The sequence below is a fragment of the Mesorhizobium helmanticense genome (assembly GCF_003034915.1).
GTDB classification, from domain to species: Bacteria; Pseudomonadota; Alphaproteobacteria; order Rhizobiales; family Rhizobiaceae; genus Mesorhizobium; species Mesorhizobium helmanticense.
In genome coordinates, this window is sequence record NZ_PZJX01000050.1 from 21,224 (window position 1) to 40,564 (window position 19,341).

Genomic DNA, 19,341 nt, shown 5'->3' on the forward strand with positions numbered 1-19,341 from the left:
TCGGTGGGCTAGACCGCACTGGCGACGGCAACCTCGGCTCGCGGTCTGCGGGCGAAACTTTCGCTGCCGTAGAAAGCGACGATGGCAATTGCGATCGCCGCCCAGATCGCAACCCCGATCCATTGCTGCTGCACATAGTCGCCGCCGGTGAACACCTTGCCGAGGAAGCGCACGCTGTTCTGATGCGTGACGTGCATCAGTATGGCGAGAAGCACGCTGCCGGTGTTCTGATAAAGCCAGGTGAACACCACCGCCGCCAAAACGACGTTGATCGTGCCATAGAGGCTGAGGTCGCCGACCAGACCAAGTGGGAAGTGCCAGATCGCCCAGATCACGCCGAGGATCAGGCTTCCGGCGAGCGCTGAGTGACCAGCCAGCAGACGTGGCGTCGCAAAACCGCGCCAGCCGGGCTCCTCGCCAAGCGGACCGCTGAAAACCGCATACAGCGCAACGATCGGCAGTATCTGCGAGAAGGCAGGAATATTGCCCCAGGCGGGTGCTGCCGCGCCAAACTGCGGATTGATCAGGATCGAGGCCAGTTGCGCCCCGAACGGTAGGCCGAACGCCACCAGATACCAAAACGGATGGACCCGCCATTTCACCATCGAAGCGAGGATCGCCTTGACCGAGGCCCAGCCACCGGAAAGTGCTGCGACGATGAAGCCGGCAACCATCGGCCCGAAGGTGAACCAGGGAATGCTGTCGCCATTCGACAAATAGAATGGAATGAAGGCCAGCCAGGTGAGGGCCAGCGCAAGCGAAAAGAAGGCGGTCAGCTGGTGCCTTCGCACCAGGTTCAGGAAGGAAGTCATGTCCAGTCCTCACAGTGGGCAGACTGGGTCTGAGAGGTCGCCGAACTGCCCGATCGGCCGACATGCGTCTGAGTACGAGCCATCGGGACCACTCCGGCAGGCCGTCCGTCGACCACGTCGGTCAACCCGTTTTTATTGGCACCTGCACGGCGCAAAATCCCGAGCGCTTTCTGAGAAATTTCCGATGTTTCTCGGAGAGGGCTGTATTCGACCGGTTAGGAGTTACGCCAGTGCTGCCGTCGGGTGACGCTGTTCGTCGTGTCTCCGTCATACACCCTGCCTATAGGCTGTACGAAAGACCCGCTTCCGGGCTGACACGGAACAAGCGGGCATGCAGCCAGATTAGGACATGACCAAGCCTTGGAATTGCACGGACCCGACCCATCAGACCGGGGTTACCCATCAGACGGGGTTCGCACGCGCCGTCGCTGTTGAGGTCGAGCAGGCGCTGCTGCGGCGAGACAAGATCAAGAATGGTGATGCGGTCGTTGCCGGCCAGATTGCCGGCGCCGTCGCCGCTGCGATCGTCCTGCTTGCGCCGGGGGATCTGCAGGCTATCGACACCACGCTGGAAAGATTGCCCGGCATTGTACTGCAATTCGTGCGCGCGCTGGCGGCCGAAGCCACTAGCCGCGAGCCGGTCGCGTCAGCGTCTGGCGCCGTACAGGTCCGAAGCCGGTTGGCCGGAAACGACGACATCGATCTGATGCGCGTAGAGGACTGGGCGGGGCGGGTCGCTGGACCGACATTTCTGGAAGAAAATTTTGGCATATCGCGATCGACGCTGCACCGCTGGCAGCGCAGCGGCAAGGTCGTCGCTTTGCGCACCGGCGGGCGCAAACATGTGTTCCCCCTGGCGCAGTTCGTCGATGGCAGGCCGGCGCCCGGCATCGGCGAGGTGTTGTCGTCGATGCCGAATCCGCGGCGCGCCTGGTCGTGGCTGATCAGCCCTGCCGCCGGGCTCGACGGTCGCATTCCCATTGAGATGCTGAAACAGGATCTGGTTGCGGATGTTGTCCTTGCGGCGCAGGGCACATTGACGGCGAAATTTGAATAATTTCCAGGAATTAGTAATTTTCTTACAAAAGATAGCGCTTAAAGAAAATACTCACGAATAGATTATGTTTATCCGCCTAACTTTATAACAATTATTTAACGATGTGCCAATGGTATCATTTGTATCATTGGTTCACATCATGAGTGATATTTGTGCAACATGGATTTAATCTTCTGTTTTGCCAGGGATTATTCCCAGAATCGCCATTGAACACGGAAGATCCATGGGTATGTTCGCCGCCGAAAAGGGAAAGCGGTGCGGGCCTTTTTCGACGTGGATGAGGTGGGTGATGTCACCGCTCCGCCACGCAATCCGAAGCCATTTTTAACTTTGACTGGAGAGGTCAGAAAATGAATATCAAGAGCCTTCTTCTCGGCTCAGCCGCGGCGTTGATCGCGGTCTCCGGCGCTCGCGCTGCCGACGCTGTGGTCGTCGCCGAACCGGAACCAGCCGAATACGTCAAGATCTGCGACGTCTACGGCGCCGGCTACTTCTATATCCCGGGCACCGAGACCTGCCTGCGCATCGGCGGCTATGTCCGCTACGACATCGGCGTCGGCGATGCCGGTTCGCTCGATGGTGTCAACCATGTCCCGGACCACATGGACGATGGGACGCATTCGACCTACTACAAGAACACCCGCTTCACGCTGAAGACCTGGACCGGTCAGGAGACTGAGCTCGGTACCCTTAAGACCTACACCGAGACCCGCTTCAACTACGGCAACAGCAGCGGCGACTATCTTAATCAAAACGCCTCCAGTGCGGACGACTGGCAGGGCCGTAACAAGTCTCTCTCGCTGCGTTATGCCTGGATTCAGCTCGGTGGCCTGCGCGTCGGCAAGGACGATACGGCTTTCGATACGTTCATCGGCTACGCCGGCAGCGTCATCCAGGATACGCTGGTTCCGTATGGCGGGCAGGAGAGCAACGTCGTTCAGTACTACTTCGACGCGGGCAATGGCTTCTCGGCCGTGGTCTCTCTCGAAGAAGGCGCCGGCAGGGTCGGCACCATCGACAGCTATGTTCCGCATGTCGTCGGCGGCTTGAAGTACAAGGGCGACTGGGGTGCGATCACCGGCGTCGTCGCCTACGACAGCAACTACGAGGAAGTGGCCGGCAAGGTTCGTTTGGACGTGAAGGCCACCGACGAACTGTCGCTGTTCATCATGGGCGGTTACGGCACGGACGACAACCTCAACGACAATGCGGGCAACGCCATCGATGCCAGCGGTCGCGGCTTCTACAAGCAGTGGGGCGGCAACTGGGCAGTGTGGGGTGGCGGCACCTACAAGTTCAACGAAAAGACTTCGTTCAACACCCAAATCTCCTATGACGACTGGAAGAACCTCGGCATCGCCGCTAACGTTGCCTACACCGTTGTGCCCGGCTTTACGATCACGGCAGAAGTCGATTACCTCAATGCGGGAAAGTTCGGCGACGCCGATTTCAACAACTGGACCAAGGCCACCAAGAAGAGCAACATCGGCGGCATTCTCCGCTTCCAGCGCTCGTTCTAACGGACGGCTGACCTTACCAGGCCGCCCGCAGCGTATCGCTGCGGGCGGCTTTCATGCACGGTCCGGCGCCGCTTGGGCGGGCATCGAAACCCATACCTTGATTTCGCCATCCAACCGGTGACAAGCTCCGTTCATGGAATGGCGCGATGAGGGAATCATCCTCGGCACCCGCAAGCATGGCGAAACCAGCGCCATCCTCGAGGTGATGACGCGTGCGCATGGCCGCCACCTCGGCCTCGTGCGCGGTGGCCGTTCGCGCAAGCAGCAGCCCGTTCTCCAGCCTGGCAACCGCGTCGACCTGTTGTGGCGGGCGCGGCTCGACGAGCACCTCGGCACCTTCCAGGCCGAGGCGATCGAGATGAACGCCGCCCGGCTGATGGACAGCGCCGTCGCCGTCTATGGGCTGCAAACCATGGCCGCGCATCTGCGCCTGCTGCCCGAGCGCGACGCTCATGGCGGCCTCTACGAGACACTCGCCGTGATGATCGTGCACCTCGACGATGCCGATGCCGCCGGCGAATTGGTGGCGCGCTTCGAGCTGCTCATTCTCGACGAACTCGGCTTCGGCCTCGATCTCAGCCAGTGCGCGGCGACCGGCGCCAGGCAGGACCTTGCCTATGTCTCACCGAAATCCGGGCGCGCCGTGTCGCGCCAGGCCGGCGCGCCTTGGCGCGACAAGATGCTGCCGCTGCCCGCCTTCCTGCAGCGCGGCTCCGGCCTGCGCGCCGATCCGGCGGCGATCGAGGATGCTTTCCGGCTGACCGGCTTCTTCTTTTCTCGCCATGTCTACGAACCGCGTGGCATCGAGCCGCCCGGCGCCCGCGCCGGCTTCCTTGCGGCGCTGCGCAAACACCACGCGCCCGGCAAGCCCGTCGCTGCAGAAGCCGTTGCCGGAGAGATTACCCGATGAGCGAAGTGGAACTCTATCCCGGCCGGGTCTCGCCGCTCGGCCTCGGCACCATTCCGCACGCCGACATCCTGGAATACACCGGACTTGAGCTGCTCCAGCGCATCATCGACAACAAATACCCGGCGCCGCCGATTTCCTTCCAGCTTAGCTTCGACCTTGCCGAGGTGTCTGAAGGCCGCGCGGTGTTCCGCGGCATGCCGAACGAGCGCTATCTGAACCCGCTCGGCAGCGTGCATGGCGGCTGGGCCGCCGTGCTCCTGGATTCGGCACTCGGCTGCGCGGTGCAGACACTGCTCGACAAGGGTGAGGCCTATACGACGGCGGAGTTCAAGGTGAATCTGACGCGGCCGATCACGCCCAGGACCGGCGAAGTGGTCTGCGAGGGCAAGGTGGTGCACAAGGGGCGCACGCTGGCGGTTTCGGAAGCGACGCTCAAGGATGCCAACGGCAAGCTGCTGGCTTTCGGCACCGAAACATGCTCGATCTTTCCGGCGGCCAATCTGGCGGCCCGTTGAATTTGCCCGGCCGTTTGGCGGCCGTATTTGAGTGTCAGTGAAATTGGCCTGGTTTGGGGGAACCGCCATGTTCGAAAGCCTGATCGGCCTTGTCGCCATCATCGCGCTGTTTGTCATCATTGCGCGCCAGCAGAGCCGCATCGGCCTGATCGAGCGCGAGCTTGGCGCGCTGCGCAGCCTCGTGCTTTCGGGCGCGCCTGTGGCTCCGCCGCAGCACAAGCCGGTGGAACCGGCCGCAAACGACAGCAAGCCGGCGAACGCAGCGGCAGCAACGGTGGCCGATACTGCGTCGTCACCGAAGGACAAGGCTGCGCCAAAGCGATTGGCGAAGGCTAAGATCGGCGAGATCGAATCCGGACCCTGGACCACGGGCAAAACGGCGCCGGCCGGGTCCGCGCCGGCAGAGCCGGCCGCCGCGACGGCGAAGGCGGCTCAAAAACCCGACATCGAAACGGCGCTCGGCACCCGCTGGGCGGTCTGGGTTGGCGGCATCGCGCTGGCACTGGGTGGCCTGTTCCTGATCCGCTACACCATCGAGGCCGGCATCTTCGGCCCAGGCGTGCGGCTAAGCATGGCCGCATTGCTCGGGCTGGTGCTGGTCGGCGGCGGCGAGTTCATCCGCCGCACTGGCTTCAGGCTGCCGGTGCAGGGCGCTGCCGGCGCATATATTCCAGCAATCCTGACGGCGGCCGGCGCTTTCATCCTGTTCGGCACGGTCTATGCCGCGCATGGCATCTACGGCTTCATCGGCCCGGCACTGGCCTTCACGCTGCTCGGCGCCATCGGCGTGGCGACCATTGCCGCGGCTCTCGTCCACGGCCAGGCGCTGGCCGGCATAGGCCTGCTCGGCGCGATGGTAACGCCGATGCTGATTGCCTCCGAGGCGCCCAATCCCTGGGCGCTGTTCGGCTATCTCGCGATCGTGCTTGCCGCCACCGGCGTCATCGCTCGCATGCGCGACTGGACTTTCCTGATGGCGGCCGCCTTTGTCGGCACCGGTATCTGGGTCGTCCTCTTCATGACCGATGCGCCGGGCGCCAACCTGCCGGTCATCCTGTTCATCGACGCCGTCACCCTGGCCGTGCTTGCCTTCGTTTGGCTCGGCCGTCGCGGTGGCGAAACGGAACCTGACAGGGGCTTCGACTGGCCCTCGATCGCCCCTGGTTTCTTCGTCGGTCTCTCGGCCTTGGCGTTGTTCGTCGACCCGGCCTACGCTGCCGCCAGTGGAGCCCTGGCTGGAGCAGCACTGATCGCGGCCCTGGTGGCGGTGGCGCTCTACAGGCCTCGGGCGCTGGCGCTCCTGCACGCCGCCGGGCTGGTGACGGTTCTGGTCTATCTCGGCATCATTCCGCCGACCTCAGTTGCTGCCGATTTTTCAGGCGGCGCTGTCGGCGTCGACGGCCAGCCGGCGCTGATATCCGACCCGCTGATGCTCAGGATCGGCATAGGTCTCGGGCTTGTTTTCATCGGCGCGGGCTTCTGGGCCGCGCGCAGGTTCGCGGTAACCGCCTGGGTGCGATCCGCTTCATGGGCGGCATGGGGCGTCGTTGCACCGCTGGTCATTCTGCTGGCGCTCTGGTTCACCTTCGGCAATCTCGACCGCGATCTTGTCTATGCGGCGGCCGCGGCCCTTCTGGTCGCGGGCTTCGCCTCCGGCGGCGAGTGGATCGCGCGAGGCGAGGAACCGCCGCTACAGGGTGGCGCGGCTGTCTCCTTCGCGCTCGGTGGTGCGGCGGTCGCCGGTCTGCTGATGCTGCATATGGCTTTCGGGTCCGGCTTGACCACCATTCTTCTGGGCGCCGCGGCCGTCGTGCCGGCGCTGGCCACGCGCTGGCGCGCCTATCCGGTGCTCGGCTGGATTTCGGTCGGTGCGGTCATCGCCGTGCTCGCTCGCATCGCTTTCGATCCGACAATCGTCGGCGCCCAATTCCTGTCGACGACGCCGGTGTTCAACTGGCTGCTGCCGGGATATGGCGTGCCGGCGCTCGCCTTCGGCTTCGCCGCCTGGCAGCTCGCCCGCACTACCGATGGCCGGCCACGCCTCGCCATGGAGGCGGCGGCGGCGCTGTTTGCGCTGCTGACCATCGCCATGCTGGTGCGTCACGCCATGCATGGCGGCGTCATCGACACCGGTATGGTCACGCTCGCCGAGCAGGCGATCTATACGCTGATCGCCCTCGGCGCCGGCGCCATCCTGGTCGCCATCGACATGCGCTCGCCAAGCTCGGTGCTGCGCTACGGCTCGATTGTCGCGGGCGTGGTCTCGGTCGCCTTCATCGTCATCCAGCATTTTCTCGCGCTGAACCCACTGTTCACGGACGAATCGACCGGTCGGATCCCGGTATTCGACCTCCTGTTCCTGGCCTATCTCCTGCCGGCGGTCGCTGCCGGGGGGCTCGCGCTCTACATCAGAGACAAGCGGCCGAAATGGTATGCCGCGATGCTGGCGGTGGTGGCGGCAGTGCTCGCCTTCGCCTATGCGACGCTGTCGGTCAGGCGGCTGTTCAAGGGCGAGTTCATCGGCCTGTGGAGCGGTCTCGGCCAGCTCGAAACCTACACCTATTCGGCGCTCTGGCTGGTCATCGGCGTGGCGCTGCTCACCGCTGGCGTCCGGCTGAAATCGCAGGCGCTGCGCATCGCATCCGCGGCGCTGATCTCGATTGCCGTGCTGAAAGTCTTCGTCTTCGACATGTCGGAGCTGGAAGGCGTGCTGCGAGCGCTGTCCTTCATCGGCCTCGGCGCCGTGCTGATCGGCATCGGCCTGTTCTACCAGCGGCTGCTGACAAGGGCGGCGAAGGAGACGACCTAATGCATGTCGCCCATAAAGTGCGGTTACGACATGCATGGAGACGAAAACCTAAAGCGTGGACGCTACGCGCCTTAGGACAAGCAACCACAATTGGATTTCAATCTAACCGGGAATAAACCGCTACCGGCCAGCGTTATTTTGTTGCTTGGGTGACCGGGGCGGCAGGCCGCTTCGCTCTGGCCGCTTGCGCCGCGCCGCGAAGGCGCATTCAATCGGGAAGACAGGGCGACCTCAGAATCAGCGGTCATGGACGAAAAGAAGGCAGCGATCCTTGGCGAAATACCGCGGCTGCGTCGCTACGCGCGCTCCCTGCTGCGTGACCGCGATTCCGCCGATGATCTCGTTCAGGACTGCCTGGAACGGGCGCTTGTGCGGCTCGACAACTGGCAGACTGGAGAAAGCCCCAGAAGGTGGCTGTTTACGATCATGCATCATTTGTTCATCGACCAGATGCGCAAGGTCAACCGGCGCGGTGAGGCCGCCATGCTGCCGCTGGAAGCGAGCGAAGCGCAGGCAGCACCTGCCGAACAGGTGGCGGGCATCGCCTCGCGCGAGATCATCGACGCGCTGCAGGCGATCAGCCCCGACCGGCGTGCGGCACTGGTCATGGTCGCCATCGAAGGCTTTTCTTATGCCGAGGCCGCCAACATCCTCGGCGTTCCCGCCGGCACATTGATGTCGCGCATCGCGCGCGGGCGTGAGGAATTGCGCGGATTGCTGGAGGACACCGCGCGCCGCCGCTCGATAAGGATCGTCGAGAAATGAGCCGGCACGATTTTTCCGAACGCGACATCCACATGGCTCTTGATGGCGAGTTGCCGGGCGACGAGCGCACGGCGTATGACGCCTGGCTCGACGCCAATCCCGAAATGAAGGTGAAGAGCGCCCGCTATGTCGCCGACCGTGCCGCGCTCCATGCCGCGTTCGCCGGTGTGCTCGATGAGCCGGTGCCGGCGCGGTTGCAGAAAATCGTCTTCGGCGAGACGCCGGCAAGGACGGCGGGAGGGCGCTCGCGCTGGTGGCTTGCAGCCGCCGCGGCGGCGGTGCTGGCCGTTGGCGGTGTCGGTGGTTATGTCGCCGGTATCGACCGTCTGGGCCTGGAAGATCCCGTCAACGACGAACTCGCCGAGCAGGCGATCGCGGCCCATGTCATCTATGCCGCCGAAAAACGGCACGCGGTGGAAGTGCCGGCCAGCGACAAGGATCATTTGCAGACCTGGCTGTCCAACCGGGTCGGCCTGAAATTGGTCGCACCGAATCTGGCGGCGGAAGGGTTCCAACTCGTCGGCGGCCGGCTGCTGCCTGCCGGCCATGGCAAGGCTGCGATGCTGCTCTACGAGGACGACAAGGGCGAGCGCATTTCCCTCTTCGTCACTTCCGAATCGGCCGAAAAAGCCAAGGGCACCTACGGATCGGCAGAAAACGGCCCCGAGGCTGTCTACTGGCTGGACAAGGGATATGCCTGCGCCGTCGTCGGCTCGCTGCCGCGCGCGCAACTGACCTCGGTGGCCAAGAGCGCCTACAGCCAGCTTCTGGCGGGCCTTGCCGGCTGACAGCGCCATTTCTCGAAGCCGGCGCGGCCGCCGGAATTGTCACAATTCGGCCCGAATCGAGGTGCGATAGCGCTTGACGAATGCTGGTGTTTCCGCCGGTGTGACCGATGTTTCGACCAGGGCCGTTTCCACAACCCAATCGAGGTTTTCTGAGCCCGCATGCCTGCCGAGATTCGCAAGGCCCGCGCGTCCGACGTCGATGACCTCGCCGCCATCGAGAAAGCTGTTTTCTCGAGCGACCGTATTTCCCGCCGCTCCTTTCGCCAGTTGATCGAACGCGAGACCGCCAGCATGCTTGTCGCCGAAAGCGATGGCCGCATCGCCGGCTATGCGGTCGTGCTGTTTCGCAAGGGCAGCGGCGTCGCGCGGCTCTATTCCATTGCCGTCGGTTCCTTCTTCGGTGGGTTCGGCATTGGCCGCATGCTGCTGGAGCGGGCCGAGGAGGCCGCCTTCGAGCATGACCGCATGATGCTGCGCCTCGAAGTGCGCGAGGACAACAGCCGGGCGATCCGCATCTACGAGCAGAGCGGTTACCGCAAGATCGGCCGTGAACCCGGCTATTACGAGGACGGCGCCACTGCGCTTCGCTATGAGAAGACCTTGCGCGGCGACATTCCGGTCGCCACCAGGGTGCCGTTCTATCAGCAGACCTGCGAATTCACCTGCGGCCCGTGCTGCCTGATGATGGCGATGGCCAATTTCGATCCCGGCTTCGTGCCTGATCCGGTCATGGAAATCCGCCTGTGGCGCGAAGCGACCACCGTTTTCATGATGTCGGGGCCGGGCGGCTGCGAACCGTTCGGCCTCGCCGTCGCCGGCCATGAAGCCGGGCTCTCGGCGGAGATCTACGTGTCCTTCTATGGCGCGCTGTTCCTGCAGTCGGTGCGCAGCCAGGACAAACGTCGGGTCATGGAACTGGCGCAGGTCGACTTTCGCCGGCGCGCGGAACTTTACGGCATCCCGGTGAATTACCGTCCATTCGCCATCGACGATATCCGCGCCGCCATCGCCGAAGGCAAACTGGTGCTGGTCCTGATCAGCGGCTTCCTGATGTTCGGTAAGAAAGTGCCGCATTGGGTGCTGGCCATCGGCGACGATGGCGACCATATCCTGATCCATGATCCCTGGGTCGAGGACGAGAGGCAGGAGACCATCCTTGATGCCGCCAACATTCCCGTGCCTTACGGCATCTTCATGAACATGGCGCAGTTCGGCCGCGACGGACTGCGTGCCGCCATCACGCTAGGAAAGCGCTGAAGACAATGACCTGGGTCATCCTCACCGGCCGGCAGAACGATCTCGACCAGGTGGCGACGCCGCACAAGATCATCACCAACCGCGACTATCTTGCGCATCCGGCGCTGTTTCGCGGCCAGCGGCCGAAGGTCATCAACCTGTCGAACAATTACGGCTATCAGAGCCGTGGCTATTATGCCTCGCTGCTCGCCGGCTCACGCGGCCACAAGGTCATCCCGACGGTCGAGACGATGATCGACCTGTCGGAGCGCAAGCTCTACGAGCATGCGCTGCCCGAACTCGAGCTCGCGCTCAACAAATGCCGCAAGGATCTCGGCGGCGCCTTTCCGCAGAAGGTCTGCATCTTCTTCGGCATCGGCCCGTCGAAAGTATGGGATCGATTCGCCAAGCTCCTGTTCGACTGGTTCCGGGCGCCGGCGCTGGAGGTCCACATCAAGGACAGCGCTGAATGGGCGGCGATCCGCAAGATCGGCTTCCATCCGCTGATCCGGATGACCGACGAGGAAAAAGAGCACTTCCTGCGGTGCCTCGAGACCTACACCAACCGCGAGTGGCGCGATACCAAGGGCCGCACGCCGGCGCGCTACACCTTCGCCACGCTGGTCGATCCGCATGAGGAACTGCCGCCGTCGGAGATTTCGTCGCTTCGCTATTGGGCCAAGATCGCCGAGAAAATGGGCGTCGAAATCGAGCCAATCACCAAGAAGGATCTGGCCAAGCTCGCCAATTACGACGCGCTGTTCATCCGCGAGACCACCTCGATTTCCAACCACACCTACCGCTTCGCCCGCCGCGCCCAGCAGGAAGGCATGCCGGTCATCGACGACCCGCTGTCGATGATCCGCTGCACCAACAAGGTCTATCTCAACGAGCTGATGACCTACAACAAGGTGCCGGTGCCGCCGACGGTGATGATCGCCGGCATTTCGGATCTCGAATTGGCGGCGCAGACGCTGGGTTTCCCGCTGGTGCTGAAGATCCCGGACTCGTCATTTTCGCGCGGTGTGAAGAAATGCGAGACCTTCGAGGAACTGAAGACGCTGGCCACCGAATGGCTGGAGGATTCCGACCTTTTGATCGCACAAAAATTCATTCCGACCGAGTATGATTGGCGTGTTGGCGTGCTTGGCGGCCAGCCCTTGTTTGCCGTGCATTATCTGATGGCCAAGAAGCACTGGCAGATCGTCAACCACAAGGCCAACGGCAAGCCCGACCAGGGCGGCATCAAGACCTTCACGCTGAAGGAGGCGCCGGCCCATGTCGTCGAGACGGCCGTGCGGGCGGCGCGTTGCATTGGTGATGGCCTCTATGGCGTCGACCTCAAGGAGACCAGGGACGGCGTCTTCGTCATCGAGGTCAACGACAATCCCAACCTCGACCATGGCTGGGAGGATTCCGGCGAAAAGGACGAGGTCTGGGTGCGGCTGACGCAGTGGTTCCTGGAGCGGCTCGACCGGCCGGGGCGATAATCATCCGAATAGGGGGCAGCGATGCTGTTTTTCGTGACCGAGGATTTTCACGGCTGTGACCGCAAGGAGATCTACCGCCGCCTCCGCGACCAGGGCCGCCTGAAGCCGGACGCGCTTCTCGTGCACCACAGCTGGATCGCGGCGGATATGAGCCGCTGCTTCCTGCTGGTGGAGGCCGACGACGTCACGCTATTGCAGCGCTGGGTCATCGAATGGGCGGATCTGGTCGAATTCGAAATCGTTCCCGTGGCGACGAACAAGGACATGGTGGAAGCGTTGAGCGGACATCTCTGAGCGAACAACCGCCGTCACCGGCCCTCGGATCGCCGAGTGATCAACGCCGGCGAACCCACCGAGCGCAGGCATTCCTCGATCAGCCATTCCTTGAACGCCGCAACCACATCGCGCCTCAAGCTTCGTTGCGGGATCGTCAGGCAATAGGGCTGGCGCAGCTCCAGCGCCTGTGCGACGGGCCTGACCAGCCTGCCGTCTTCCACCGCCTCGGCGCAGAAGACGCCCTGCGCCAGCGCCACGCCAAGGCCTGAGATGGCCAGATCGAGCGCCGCCCGCGACGAATTCGCCGACAGACCGTGCTGGCTGGCGCGGCCAGGCTCGATGCCGGCCGTCTCGAACCAGCCGCGCCAGGATGGAAAGGAGGCGCCTGTCGGCCCCCAGTCGGTGTGGATCAACGGCAAGCGGGCAAGCGCAGCGGCGCCTTCGGGATCGCCGATCTCCCTTGCCAGGCCAGCTGCGCAAACAGGATAGACGGCGTCTCTCACGATGTCTTCCGTCGCCTGGTCGCGATAGTGGGCGCGCCCATAGGAAAGACGTATGTCGATCATGTCGCGGTCGAACGATACCGGATCGTCTTCGCCTCTCAGCGATATGTCGACCGCGCCATGGCTGGCGACAAAGCTCTTCAGCCGCGTCGAAAGCCAGCCCATCGCCATCGATGGCGGCACCGAGACGACAAGCCGCGATCGAAACTCCGCGCCGCTGAGCTCGCGCGACACGCTGCCGATCTCCTCGAAGGCCGTCGTCAGCCGAGGCAGCATTTCCCGGCCGGCATCGGTCAGCACGGCACGGCGGTTGACCCGGTGAAACAGCTTGCGGCCCATCTGGTCCTCGATGGTCCGGATCAATTGGCTGACCGCGGCCGCGGAAATTGAAAGCTCCTCGGCCGCGCCGGCAAAGCTGCCAAGCCGCGCTGCCGCCTCGAAAGCCTGCAGTCCGCGCAAGGATGGAAGTGCAACCATACCCCCCCAATAGGTAAGTTAAGCTTATCTATCTGGCAGGAATCCTCGTTTTGCGAAAGCTATTTCCTCGATTAGGGTACTTTCGATTGGCAAGCATGAGAAACGGAACACCAATGGACCATCGCGACGTGATCGCGTCGCTGACGCAGCAACAGCGCGATCAGCTGACCGCCAAGTCAGATCGCCTCGGGCTGCTGCAGCTTGCCGCTCATTGGGGCGCGATCGTCGTCATCGGCGCGCTGATCATCGCCAAGGTGCCATACTGGCCGCTGCTGATGCTGCCGCAAGGCATTCTCATCGTTTTCCTGTTCACGCTTCTGCACGAGACGGTCCATCGCACGGCTTTCGAAACACAGCGGCTGAACGATGTCGTGGCGCGCGTCTGCAGCCTGGCGATCGCGCTGCCGGCAGACTGGTTCCGCTATTTCCATTTCGCCCATCACCGCTTCACCCAGGATCCGGAAAACGACCCGGAACTCGCCTTCCCGAAGCCCGAAACCTGGCGGCAGTATATCGTCCACGTTTCCGGGATTCCGGTGTGGTGGGGCCACTTCAAGACGCTCTACACCAACGCGACCGGCGGCTGCCGGGACAGCTACGTGCCGTCAAAAGGCCTGCCCAAGGTGCGCGCCGAGGCCCGCGCCATGATTGCCTTCTATGCCGTGGTGCTGGTGCTGGCCCTCTGGTTTCGGGCAACCACGCTGCTCTATGTCTGGATCGTGCCGGCGCTGCTCGGGCAGCCATTCCTGCGCCTCTATCTGCTGGCCGAACATGGCCGTTGTCCGCTTGTCGCCAACATGCTGGAAAACACCCGGACCACGCTGACCAACTGGTTTGTCCGCAGGCTCGCCTGGAACATGCCCTTCCACGCCGAGCATCATGCCTATCCGGGTGTGCCTTTCCATCAACTGCCGGCGTTTCATGCCCTGATCGAGCGTCATCTCAAGGAGATCGAAGCTGGTTACGTGCGCTTCCACGAAAAATACATCGAAACATTGCGCTGATGGCTGAGGCCGAGCCGCTGACTGGCTCGGCCCTGTCGTGCTCAGCCTGATTGCCTGCTCGCCGCGCGGGCCTCCAGCAGGCGAGCGATATCCGCCGCCTTCGATGGCACGCCGATCAGATAGCCTTGGGCCTCGACACAGCCCTCCTTGCGCAGGAACTCCAGTTGAGCTTCGGTTTCGACACCCTCGGCGGTGACGGTGATGCCAAGCTGCGCGCCGAGCCCGATGACCGTGCGCACGATCGCCGCGGTATCGCGGTTGTCGATGTCACGGATGAAGGAGCGGTCGATCTTGATCTTGTCGACCGGGAAGCGGCGAAGATAGCCGAGCGACGAATAGCCTATGCCGAAATCGTCCAGCGCGATGTGGATGCCAAGCTCGCGCAACTGCCTGAGCGTCTTCAGCACCGTATCGCTTTCGTCCATCAGCACCGTTTCGGTGATTTCCAGTTCCAGCCGGTTGGCCGGCACACCGGAAAATGCCAGTGCGGAGATGACGCTGCGGGCAAAGGTGCCGCTTTTGATTTGCACAGCCGAGACATTGACCGCGATGCGCAGCCCATGCGGCCAACCCGCCGCCACCGTGCAGGCTTTCCTCAGCGCCCATTCGCCAAGCGGCACGATCAGCCCGATTTCTTCGGCGACGGGAATGAAATTGTCCGGCGCAACCCGGCCGCGTGCCGGCGAATGCCAACGCATCAATGCCTCGGCGCCTACGATTTCGCCGGAAGCGATGTTCATGATGGGTTGGAAATCCAGCTCGAATTCCCGCCGCGGCAACGCTGCCTCGAGGTCAGTTTCCAGTGCCCGCCGCGCCCGCACCATCGCATCCATGCCGGGCTCGAAGAAGCGGTAAACGTTGCGCCCTTCGCTTTTTGCCCGGTAGAGGGCCATGTCGGCGTTTTTCAGGAGCGTGTCGGCGTCTGTGCCGTCGTCGGGGAAAAGCGCGATGCCGAGGCTGATGCCGACATGCATGTCGCGGCCCTTGTCGCGAAACGGTTTTCCAATCATGTCGACGATGCGTTTTGCCAATATTTCCGCATCGGCAGCGCCCTTGGGATTGAACTGGATGATGACGAATTCGTCGCCGCCGAAACGGGCGACGACGTCGGTCTCGTTGCGCAGGCAGCGCTGCAGCCGTTCGGCCACGCATTTCAGCAGCCAGTCGCCCACCGGGTGCCCCCACGTGTCGTTGACGGCCTTGAAGCGGTCGAGGTCGAGCGACAGTATCGCCAGATTCGCAGCCTCGCCTAAGGCTTGGTCGAGCCGGTCGCGGAACATCGAGCGATTGGGCAGGTTGGTCAGCGTATCGTGAAGCGCAAGATGGGTCATGCGCTCTTCGGTGCGTCGGCGTTCGGTGATGTCGTCGAAGGTTGCCACCCAGCCGCCGCCGCTCATCGGTCGCTGCACGATCGACAGAGTCCTGCCATCGGCAAGATGGCGCTGGATCGACCGCATTTTTCCAGCTTGAAGGCTGGCCATGGTGTTCGAGATTTCGCTATCGATGTCGATCCCCGCACAGATGCCCAGGCCCAAGAGTTGCTCGATCAGGTCATGGTGGCTCATGCCAAGCGGAAAGTCGGCCGGCGTTACCTTGTAGAGTTCCAGAAAGCGTTCGTTGCGCACGATCAGCTTGCCGTTCGCGTCGTACATCAACAGGCCTTGCGACATGTTGGCGAGTGCAGCGTCGAAGCGGCGGTGCTGTTCCTTCAGCTCCCGTTCGGCGCGTCGTTGCTCGGTGATGTCCTCGTAGATCGACACCCAGCCGCCCGAGGCCAGCGGTCTGTGCGAAATGTCGACGATGCGTCCGTCCGACAGCGTTTCCTCGTAGGTCGAGGGTTTCGCCTGGTCGATATAGGGCTTACGGATGGCGTAGAGTTCCTGGGCGGTCTGCGAGGCGACGCCGATGTCGACGCTGTGCTGGAGGATGTCGAAAAACCGGATGCCTGGTCGCACGATTTCGGCGTCGAGGCAGAAGATGCTGACATAGTTGCCGTTACAGATAATCATCCGCTCGTCGGCGTCGAACATGCACAGCCCATGCGACATGTTCTCGACGGCTGCCGAAAAGCGTTCGTTCTGCTCGCGCGGTTCGTCTTCGATGCGCCGCTTCGGGCCGAAGCCTCCAGCGCCGCGCCTGCGTGCGGGCGAACCAGCCTTGGCATGAGCGACGGGCATGTATGGGCCTGCGGGACCGAGATCGGACACGGTACTGTGCTAGCCGCCGGTTAATTTAGCGTTCTTTTACTTCGCTGAGTGCACCGTAATCGCTGCCCGACGTTTCGTTTCAATCGCCGCATACCGCTTGAGGAAGGCGTCTTGCGCCCAGGTCACCGAACGCGGCATGAAATCGAAGCGCTCTGCATTGAAGCCGCGCGGCCGGCCGAAATACTCGGTCGCCTCCGCCGTCGAGAAGCCGGCCAACAATGTCGCCTCGTAGTAGGCGGCGATCTGGTCGGCGCGCTTGATCTCCTTGCGCAGGCCGCCGCCGAGTTCAGCCGGCAGCGAAAAGCGCTGGTGGATGGCGCGCTGAAGCCGAAGCTCGCAATCCTTGTAGCTGCCGCCCATCACCGATTTGAATGGTGAGATCATGTCGCCGATGACATATTCCGGCGCGTCGTGCAGCAAGGCGGCCAGCCGCGCATCAGCCGAGGCGTCCGGCGCCAGTTCGGAAAACAGCGCCTCGACCAGCAGCGAATGCTGGGCGACCGAAAACGCGTGATCGCCGCTGGTCTGGCCGTTCCAGCGGGCGACGCGGGCAAGCCCGTGCGCGATGTCGGAAATCTCGATGTCGAGCGGCGAGGGGTCGAGCAGGTCGAGCCGCCGGCCAGACAACATGCGCTGCCAGGCGCGCGGCGGGGCGCCTGCGCGATCGGCCGCCATCAGGCTTCCTCCGCGCCGACGGCTTCCTCCGCGCCGACGGCTTCCTGCGGAAAAGTGAATTTCGCCCAGGCCGGAATGGTGAGCGACACAGTGACATCACCCGCCATGACAGACTGGCCGGCGTCGAGCGCCGCCTTGACCCGGTCGATGCGGGCAATTGCAAGACCTGTCGTCCCGGCGGTAGAGCCGAGCATACCGACGGGCCGTCCGCCGACCGTCAGCTCGGTGCCTGACGCGGGCAGCGGCCGCTCTGCCCTGGCGATCAGCACACGCCGCCTGGCGGTGCCGCGATGCTGCATGCGCGAAACCACTTCCTGGCCGACATAGCAGCCCTTTTTGAAACCGACGCCGCCGGTCTCGTCGAGCAGCACGTCATGCGGGAAGGCATCGCCAAGCTGGTAGTCGCTGCCGCTTTCGGCGATGCCATGGGCGATGCGCAAGGCCTGCCATGCGGCGGGGTCGCCCCCTTCGGCCATGTCACCATATCGGCGCTCGACCTCCACATCGCGAAAGCGGGTATCGGCAACCCTGGTTGAATCAGATTGTGAAGCGGTTGAATCATTGCCCCACGCAACAACGACAAGCCCTTGGTCGGCTTTGGCAATCTCGACCTTGGCGCGCAGTTTGTAGAGCATCAGCCGGCGCATGAAGTCGTCGGCGACATCGGCGCGGCATTCGAGGTGGAAGGCACTCCCGCCGGCGCGCGAAATCAGGAAATCGAACAGGATCTTGCCTTGCGGCGTCAAAAGCGCGCCTGGCTTTGCCTGGCCGGAAGCAAGCGTGTCGAGGTCGGTCGTCAGGATGTTCTGCAAAAAATGCTCGGCGTCCGAGCCTGACACCGAAATGAGCGCATGGTCGCTAAGCAGGGCAAAGGGCATGGGTTAGACAAAACCTGATCTTGCAAAACGGTCGGCCTTTACGTAAGCCGCTGACACTCCCCCCGCAAGAGACCGGATCGGCATGGCCACGACCTACGACCTCATCCTGACAGGCGGCAACGTGGTCAACCATGACGGCGAAGGTCTTCGCGATGTCGGTGTCAAGCAGGGTCGCATCTCGGCGATAGGCGATCTCGGCCAGGCCTCGGCCGGCGAGACGATCGACTGCCGCGGCCTGCATATCCTGCCCGGTGTCGTCGACAGCCAGGTGCATTTCCGCGAGCCGGGGCTGGAGCACAAGGAAGATCTCGAGACCGGCTCCCGCGCGGCGGTGCTCGGCGGCGTCACCGCCGTGTTCGAAATGCCCAACACCAATCCGCTGACCACCAGCGAGGCCGCCCTTGCCGACAAGGTGCGGCGCGCTTCCGGGCGCATGCATTGCGACTTTGCCTTCTGGGTCGGCGGCACCCGCGACAATGCCGGCGATGCCGGTGAACTGGAGCGGCTGCCCGGCGCCGCCGGCATAAAAGTGTTCATGGGCTCGTCCACCGGCGACCTGCTGGTCGAGGACGACGAGGGCGTCGCCGCGATCCTCAGGAATACGCGTCGCCGCGCCGCCTTCCACTCCGAGGACGAGTTCCGGCTGCGCGAGCGGCTTGGCGAACGCATCGAGGGCGATCCGTCCTCGCATCCGGTCTGGCGCGACGAGATCGCCGCACTGCGCTGCACCGAGCGGCTGGTTCGGATCGCCCGCAAGGCGCGCGCCCGCATTCACGTGCTGCACATCTCGACCGCTGAGGAGATCGCCTTCCTCGAACGGCACAAGGATGTCGCCACCTGTGAGGCGACGCCGCATCATCTGACACTCGCAGCCGACGATTATGCGCGGCTCGGTACGCTGATCCAGATGAACCCGCCGGTGCGCGCCGCACGCCACCGCGACGGCATATGGCACGGCATTCAGCAAGGCATCGTCGATGTGCTCGGTTCCGACCATGCGCCGCATACGCTGGCCGAGAAGGCAAAGTCCTATCCGGCCTCACCGTCGGGCATGACCGGCGTGCAGACGCTGGTGCCGATCATGCTGGATCACGTCAATGCCGGCCGGCTGACCCTGCAGCGCTTCGTCGATCTTTCCAGCCATGGTCCGCACCGCATCTTCGGCATGGCCAGGAAAGGCCGTATCGCCGCCGGCTACGATGCCGATTTCACCATTGTCGACCTGAAGCGCCGCGAGACCATCACCAATGCGCAGGCCGGCTCCAAGGCCGGCTGGACGCCCTATGACGGCAAGGAGGTGACCGGTTGGCCGGTCGGCACCATCGTTCGCGGTCGGCGGATCATGTGGGAAGGCGAGATCGTCACGTCCGGACAGGGCAGGGCGGTGGAGTTTTCCGAAGCCTTGGTCGTTTGAGCGGA

Annotated in this window: 17 protein-coding genes; 12 read left to right on the forward strand and 5 right to left on the reverse strand. The window is 63.4% G+C overall.

The genetic code is table 11. The features are described 5' to 3' along the window. Window positions 1-8: 8 nt before the first annotated feature. On the reverse strand, window positions 9-812 hold the full coding sequence (locus C9427_RS26500) for a CPBP family intramembrane glutamic endopeptidase (protein ID WP_107652021.1): 804 nt from the start codon (window positions 810-812) through the stop codon (window positions 9-11). Window positions 813-1,161: 349 nt separating this feature from the next. Here C9427_RS26500 and C9427_RS26505 point away from each other — a divergent pair, with 349 nt between their 5' ends. The 10 genes from C9427_RS26505 (at window position 1,162) to C9427_RS26550 (ending at window position 12,196) form a co-directional block, all read left to right on the forward strand. Continuing rightward, window positions 1,162-1,869, forward strand: coding sequence for an antitoxin Xre/MbcA/ParS-like domain-containing protein (locus tag C9427_RS26505; protein WP_107652022.1), 708 nt, complete (start codon window positions 1,162-1,164; stop codon window positions 1,867-1,869). A 350-nt stretch (window positions 1,870-2,219) separates the two neighbouring features. After that, window positions 2,220-3,389: a porin gene (locus tag C9427_RS26510; RefSeq protein ID WP_107652023.1), complete on the forward strand. Its 1,170-nt coding sequence runs from the start codon at window positions 2,220-2,222 to the stop codon at window positions 3,387-3,389. 133 nt (window positions 3,390-3,522) lie between these two features. Continuing rightward, the gene (gene recO, locus C9427_RS26515; protein WP_107652024.1) at window positions 3,523-4,299 is read left to right on the forward strand and encodes a DNA repair protein RecO; all 777 of its coding nucleotides are present in this window, start codon (window positions 3,523-3,525) and stop codon (window positions 4,297-4,299) included. After that, window positions 4,296-4,814, forward strand: a complete 519-nt coding sequence (locus tag C9427_RS26520; RefSeq protein ID WP_107652025.1) for a PaaI family thioesterase — start codon at window positions 4,296-4,298, stop codon at window positions 4,812-4,814. Before recO ends, C9427_RS26520 begins: the two co-directional genes overlap by 4 nt. Window positions 4,815-4,881: 67 nt before the next feature. After that, on the forward strand, window positions 4,882-7,623 hold the full coding sequence (locus C9427_RS26525; RefSeq protein ID WP_107652026.1) for a DUF2339 domain-containing protein: 2,742 nt from the start codon (window positions 4,882-4,884) through the stop codon (window positions 7,621-7,623). Between the two features lie 246 nt (window positions 7,624-7,869). Continuing rightward, entirely contained in the window at window positions 7,870-8,388 is a 519-nt protein-coding gene (locus C9427_RS26530) for an RNA polymerase sigma factor (RefSeq protein ID WP_097576597.1), read from the forward strand. Next, window positions 8,385-9,176, forward strand: a complete 792-nt coding sequence (locus C9427_RS26535; RefSeq protein WP_107652027.1) for an anti-sigma factor family protein — start codon at window positions 8,385-8,387, stop codon at window positions 9,174-9,176. The genes C9427_RS26530 and C9427_RS26535 overlap by 4 nt, the downstream gene beginning before the upstream one ends. A 159-nt stretch (window positions 9,177-9,335) precedes the next feature. Continuing rightward, entirely contained in the window at window positions 9,336-10,433 is a 1,098-nt protein-coding gene (locus C9427_RS26540; protein ID WP_107652028.1) for a peptidase C39 family protein, read from the forward strand. Window positions 10,434-10,438: 5 nt separating this feature from the next. Next, complete coding sequence (locus tag C9427_RS26545; protein ID WP_107652029.1) at window positions 10,439-11,902, forward strand: RimK family protein; 1,464 nt, start codon at window positions 10,439-10,441, stop codon at window positions 11,900-11,902. 21 nt (window positions 11,903-11,923) lie between these two features. Next, a complete protein-coding gene (locus C9427_RS26550; protein WP_107652030.1) occupies window positions 11,924-12,196 on the forward strand; it encodes a DUF3303 domain-containing protein in 273 nt (90 codons plus the stop codon). Between the two features lie 14 nt (window positions 12,197-12,210). Here the strand turns inward: C9427_RS26550 and C9427_RS26555 are convergent, their stop codons facing one another. Then, the gene (locus C9427_RS26555) at window positions 12,211-13,158 is read right to left on the reverse strand and encodes a LysR substrate-binding domain-containing protein (protein WP_107652031.1); all 948 of its coding nucleotides are present in this window, start codon (window positions 13,156-13,158) and stop codon (window positions 12,211-12,213) included. A gap of 113 nt (window positions 13,159-13,271) precedes the next feature. On the opposite strand from C9427_RS26555, the gene C9427_RS26560 reads away from it, so the two are divergent. Continuing rightward, window positions 13,272-14,162, forward strand: coding sequence for a fatty acid desaturase family protein (locus C9427_RS26560; RefSeq protein ID WP_107652032.1), 891 nt, complete (start codon window positions 13,272-13,274; stop codon window positions 14,160-14,162). Window positions 14,163-14,203: 41 nt separating this feature from the next. Here the strand turns inward: C9427_RS26560 and C9427_RS26565 are convergent, their stop codons facing one another. From C9427_RS26565 to ygfZ, 3 genes are all read right to left on the reverse strand, one after another. Then, a complete protein-coding gene (locus tag C9427_RS26565) occupies window positions 14,204-16,339 on the reverse strand; it encodes a putative bifunctional diguanylate cyclase/phosphodiesterase (protein WP_107652033.1) in 2,136 nt (711 codons plus the stop codon). A 66-nt stretch (window positions 16,340-16,405) separates the two neighbouring features. Beyond that, window positions 16,406-17,044, reverse strand: a complete 639-nt coding sequence (locus tag C9427_RS26570; RefSeq protein WP_107652034.1) for an HD domain-containing protein — start codon at window positions 17,042-17,044, stop codon at window positions 16,406-16,408. Then, window positions 17,044-17,922 (reverse strand): CAF17-like 4Fe-4S cluster assembly/insertion protein YgfZ, encoded by an 879-nt coding sequence (gene ygfZ / locus C9427_RS26575; protein WP_107652035.1) that lies wholly within the window; start codon window positions 17,920-17,922, stop codon window positions 17,044-17,046. The genes C9427_RS26570 and ygfZ overlap by 1 nt, the downstream gene beginning before the upstream one ends. A gap of 82 nt (window positions 17,923-18,004) precedes the next feature. Here ygfZ and C9427_RS26580 point away from each other — a divergent pair, with 82 nt between their 5' ends. After that, window positions 18,005-19,336 carry a dihydroorotase gene (locus C9427_RS26580; protein WP_107652036.1) on the forward strand — a complete coding sequence of 444 codons (1,332 nt, stop codon included), beginning with the start codon at window positions 18,005-18,007 and terminating at the stop codon, window positions 19,334-19,336. The last annotated feature ends 5 nt before the right edge of the window (window positions 19,337-19,341 follow it).

Coding starts and splice junctions, on each gene's coding strand:
- C9427_RS26500 (WP_107652021.1), bottom strand. CDS start 812: ATGACTTCCTTCCTGAACCTGGTGCGAAGGCACCAGCTGACCGCCTTC.
- C9427_RS26505 (WP_107652022.1), top strand. CDS start 1,162: ATGACCAAGCCTTGGAATTGCACGGACCCGACCCATCAGACCGGGGTT.
- C9427_RS26510 (WP_107652023.1), top strand. CDS start 2,220: ATGAATATCAAGAGCCTTCTTCTCGGCTCAGCCGCGGCGTTGATCGCG.
- recO (WP_107652024.1), top strand. CDS start 3,523: ATGGAATGGCGCGATGAGGGAATCATCCTCGGCACCCGCAAGCATGGC.
- C9427_RS26520 (WP_107652025.1), top strand. CDS start 4,296: ATGAGCGAAGTGGAACTCTATCCCGGCCGGGTCTCGCCGCTCGGCCTC.
- C9427_RS26525 (WP_107652026.1), top strand. CDS start 4,882: ATGTTCGAAAGCCTGATCGGCCTTGTCGCCATCATCGCGCTGTTTGTC.
- C9427_RS26530 (WP_097576597.1), top strand. CDS start 7,870: ATGGACGAAAAGAAGGCAGCGATCCTTGGCGAAATACCGCGGCTGCGT.
- C9427_RS26535 (WP_107652027.1), top strand. CDS start 8,385: ATGAGCCGGCACGATTTTTCCGAACGCGACATCCACATGGCTCTTGAT.
- C9427_RS26540 (WP_107652028.1), top strand. CDS start 9,336: ATGCCTGCCGAGATTCGCAAGGCCCGCGCGTCCGACGTCGATGACCTC.
- C9427_RS26545 (WP_107652029.1), top strand. CDS start 10,439: ATGACCTGGGTCATCCTCACCGGCCGGCAGAACGATCTCGACCAGGTG.
- C9427_RS26550 (WP_107652030.1), top strand. CDS start 11,924: ATGCTGTTTTTCGTGACCGAGGATTTTCACGGCTGTGACCGCAAGGAG.
- C9427_RS26555 (WP_107652031.1), bottom strand. CDS start 13,158: ATGGTTGCACTTCCATCCTTGCGCGGACTGCAGGCTTTCGAGGCGGCA.
- C9427_RS26560 (WP_107652032.1), top strand. CDS start 13,272: ATGGACCATCGCGACGTGATCGCGTCGCTGACGCAGCAACAGCGCGAT.
- C9427_RS26565 (WP_107652033.1), bottom strand. CDS start 16,339: ATGCCCGTCGCTCATGCCAAGGCTGGTTCGCCCGCACGCAGGCGCGGC.
- C9427_RS26570 (WP_107652034.1), bottom strand. CDS start 17,044: ATGGCGGCCGATCGCGCAGGCGCCCCGCCGCGCGCCTGGCAGCGCATG.
- ygfZ (WP_107652035.1), bottom strand. CDS start 17,922: ATGCCCTTTGCCCTGCTTAGCGACCATGCGCTCATTTCGGTGTCAGGC.
- C9427_RS26580 (WP_107652036.1), top strand. CDS start 18,005: ATGGCCACGACCTACGACCTCATCCTGACAGGCGGCAACGTGGTCAAC.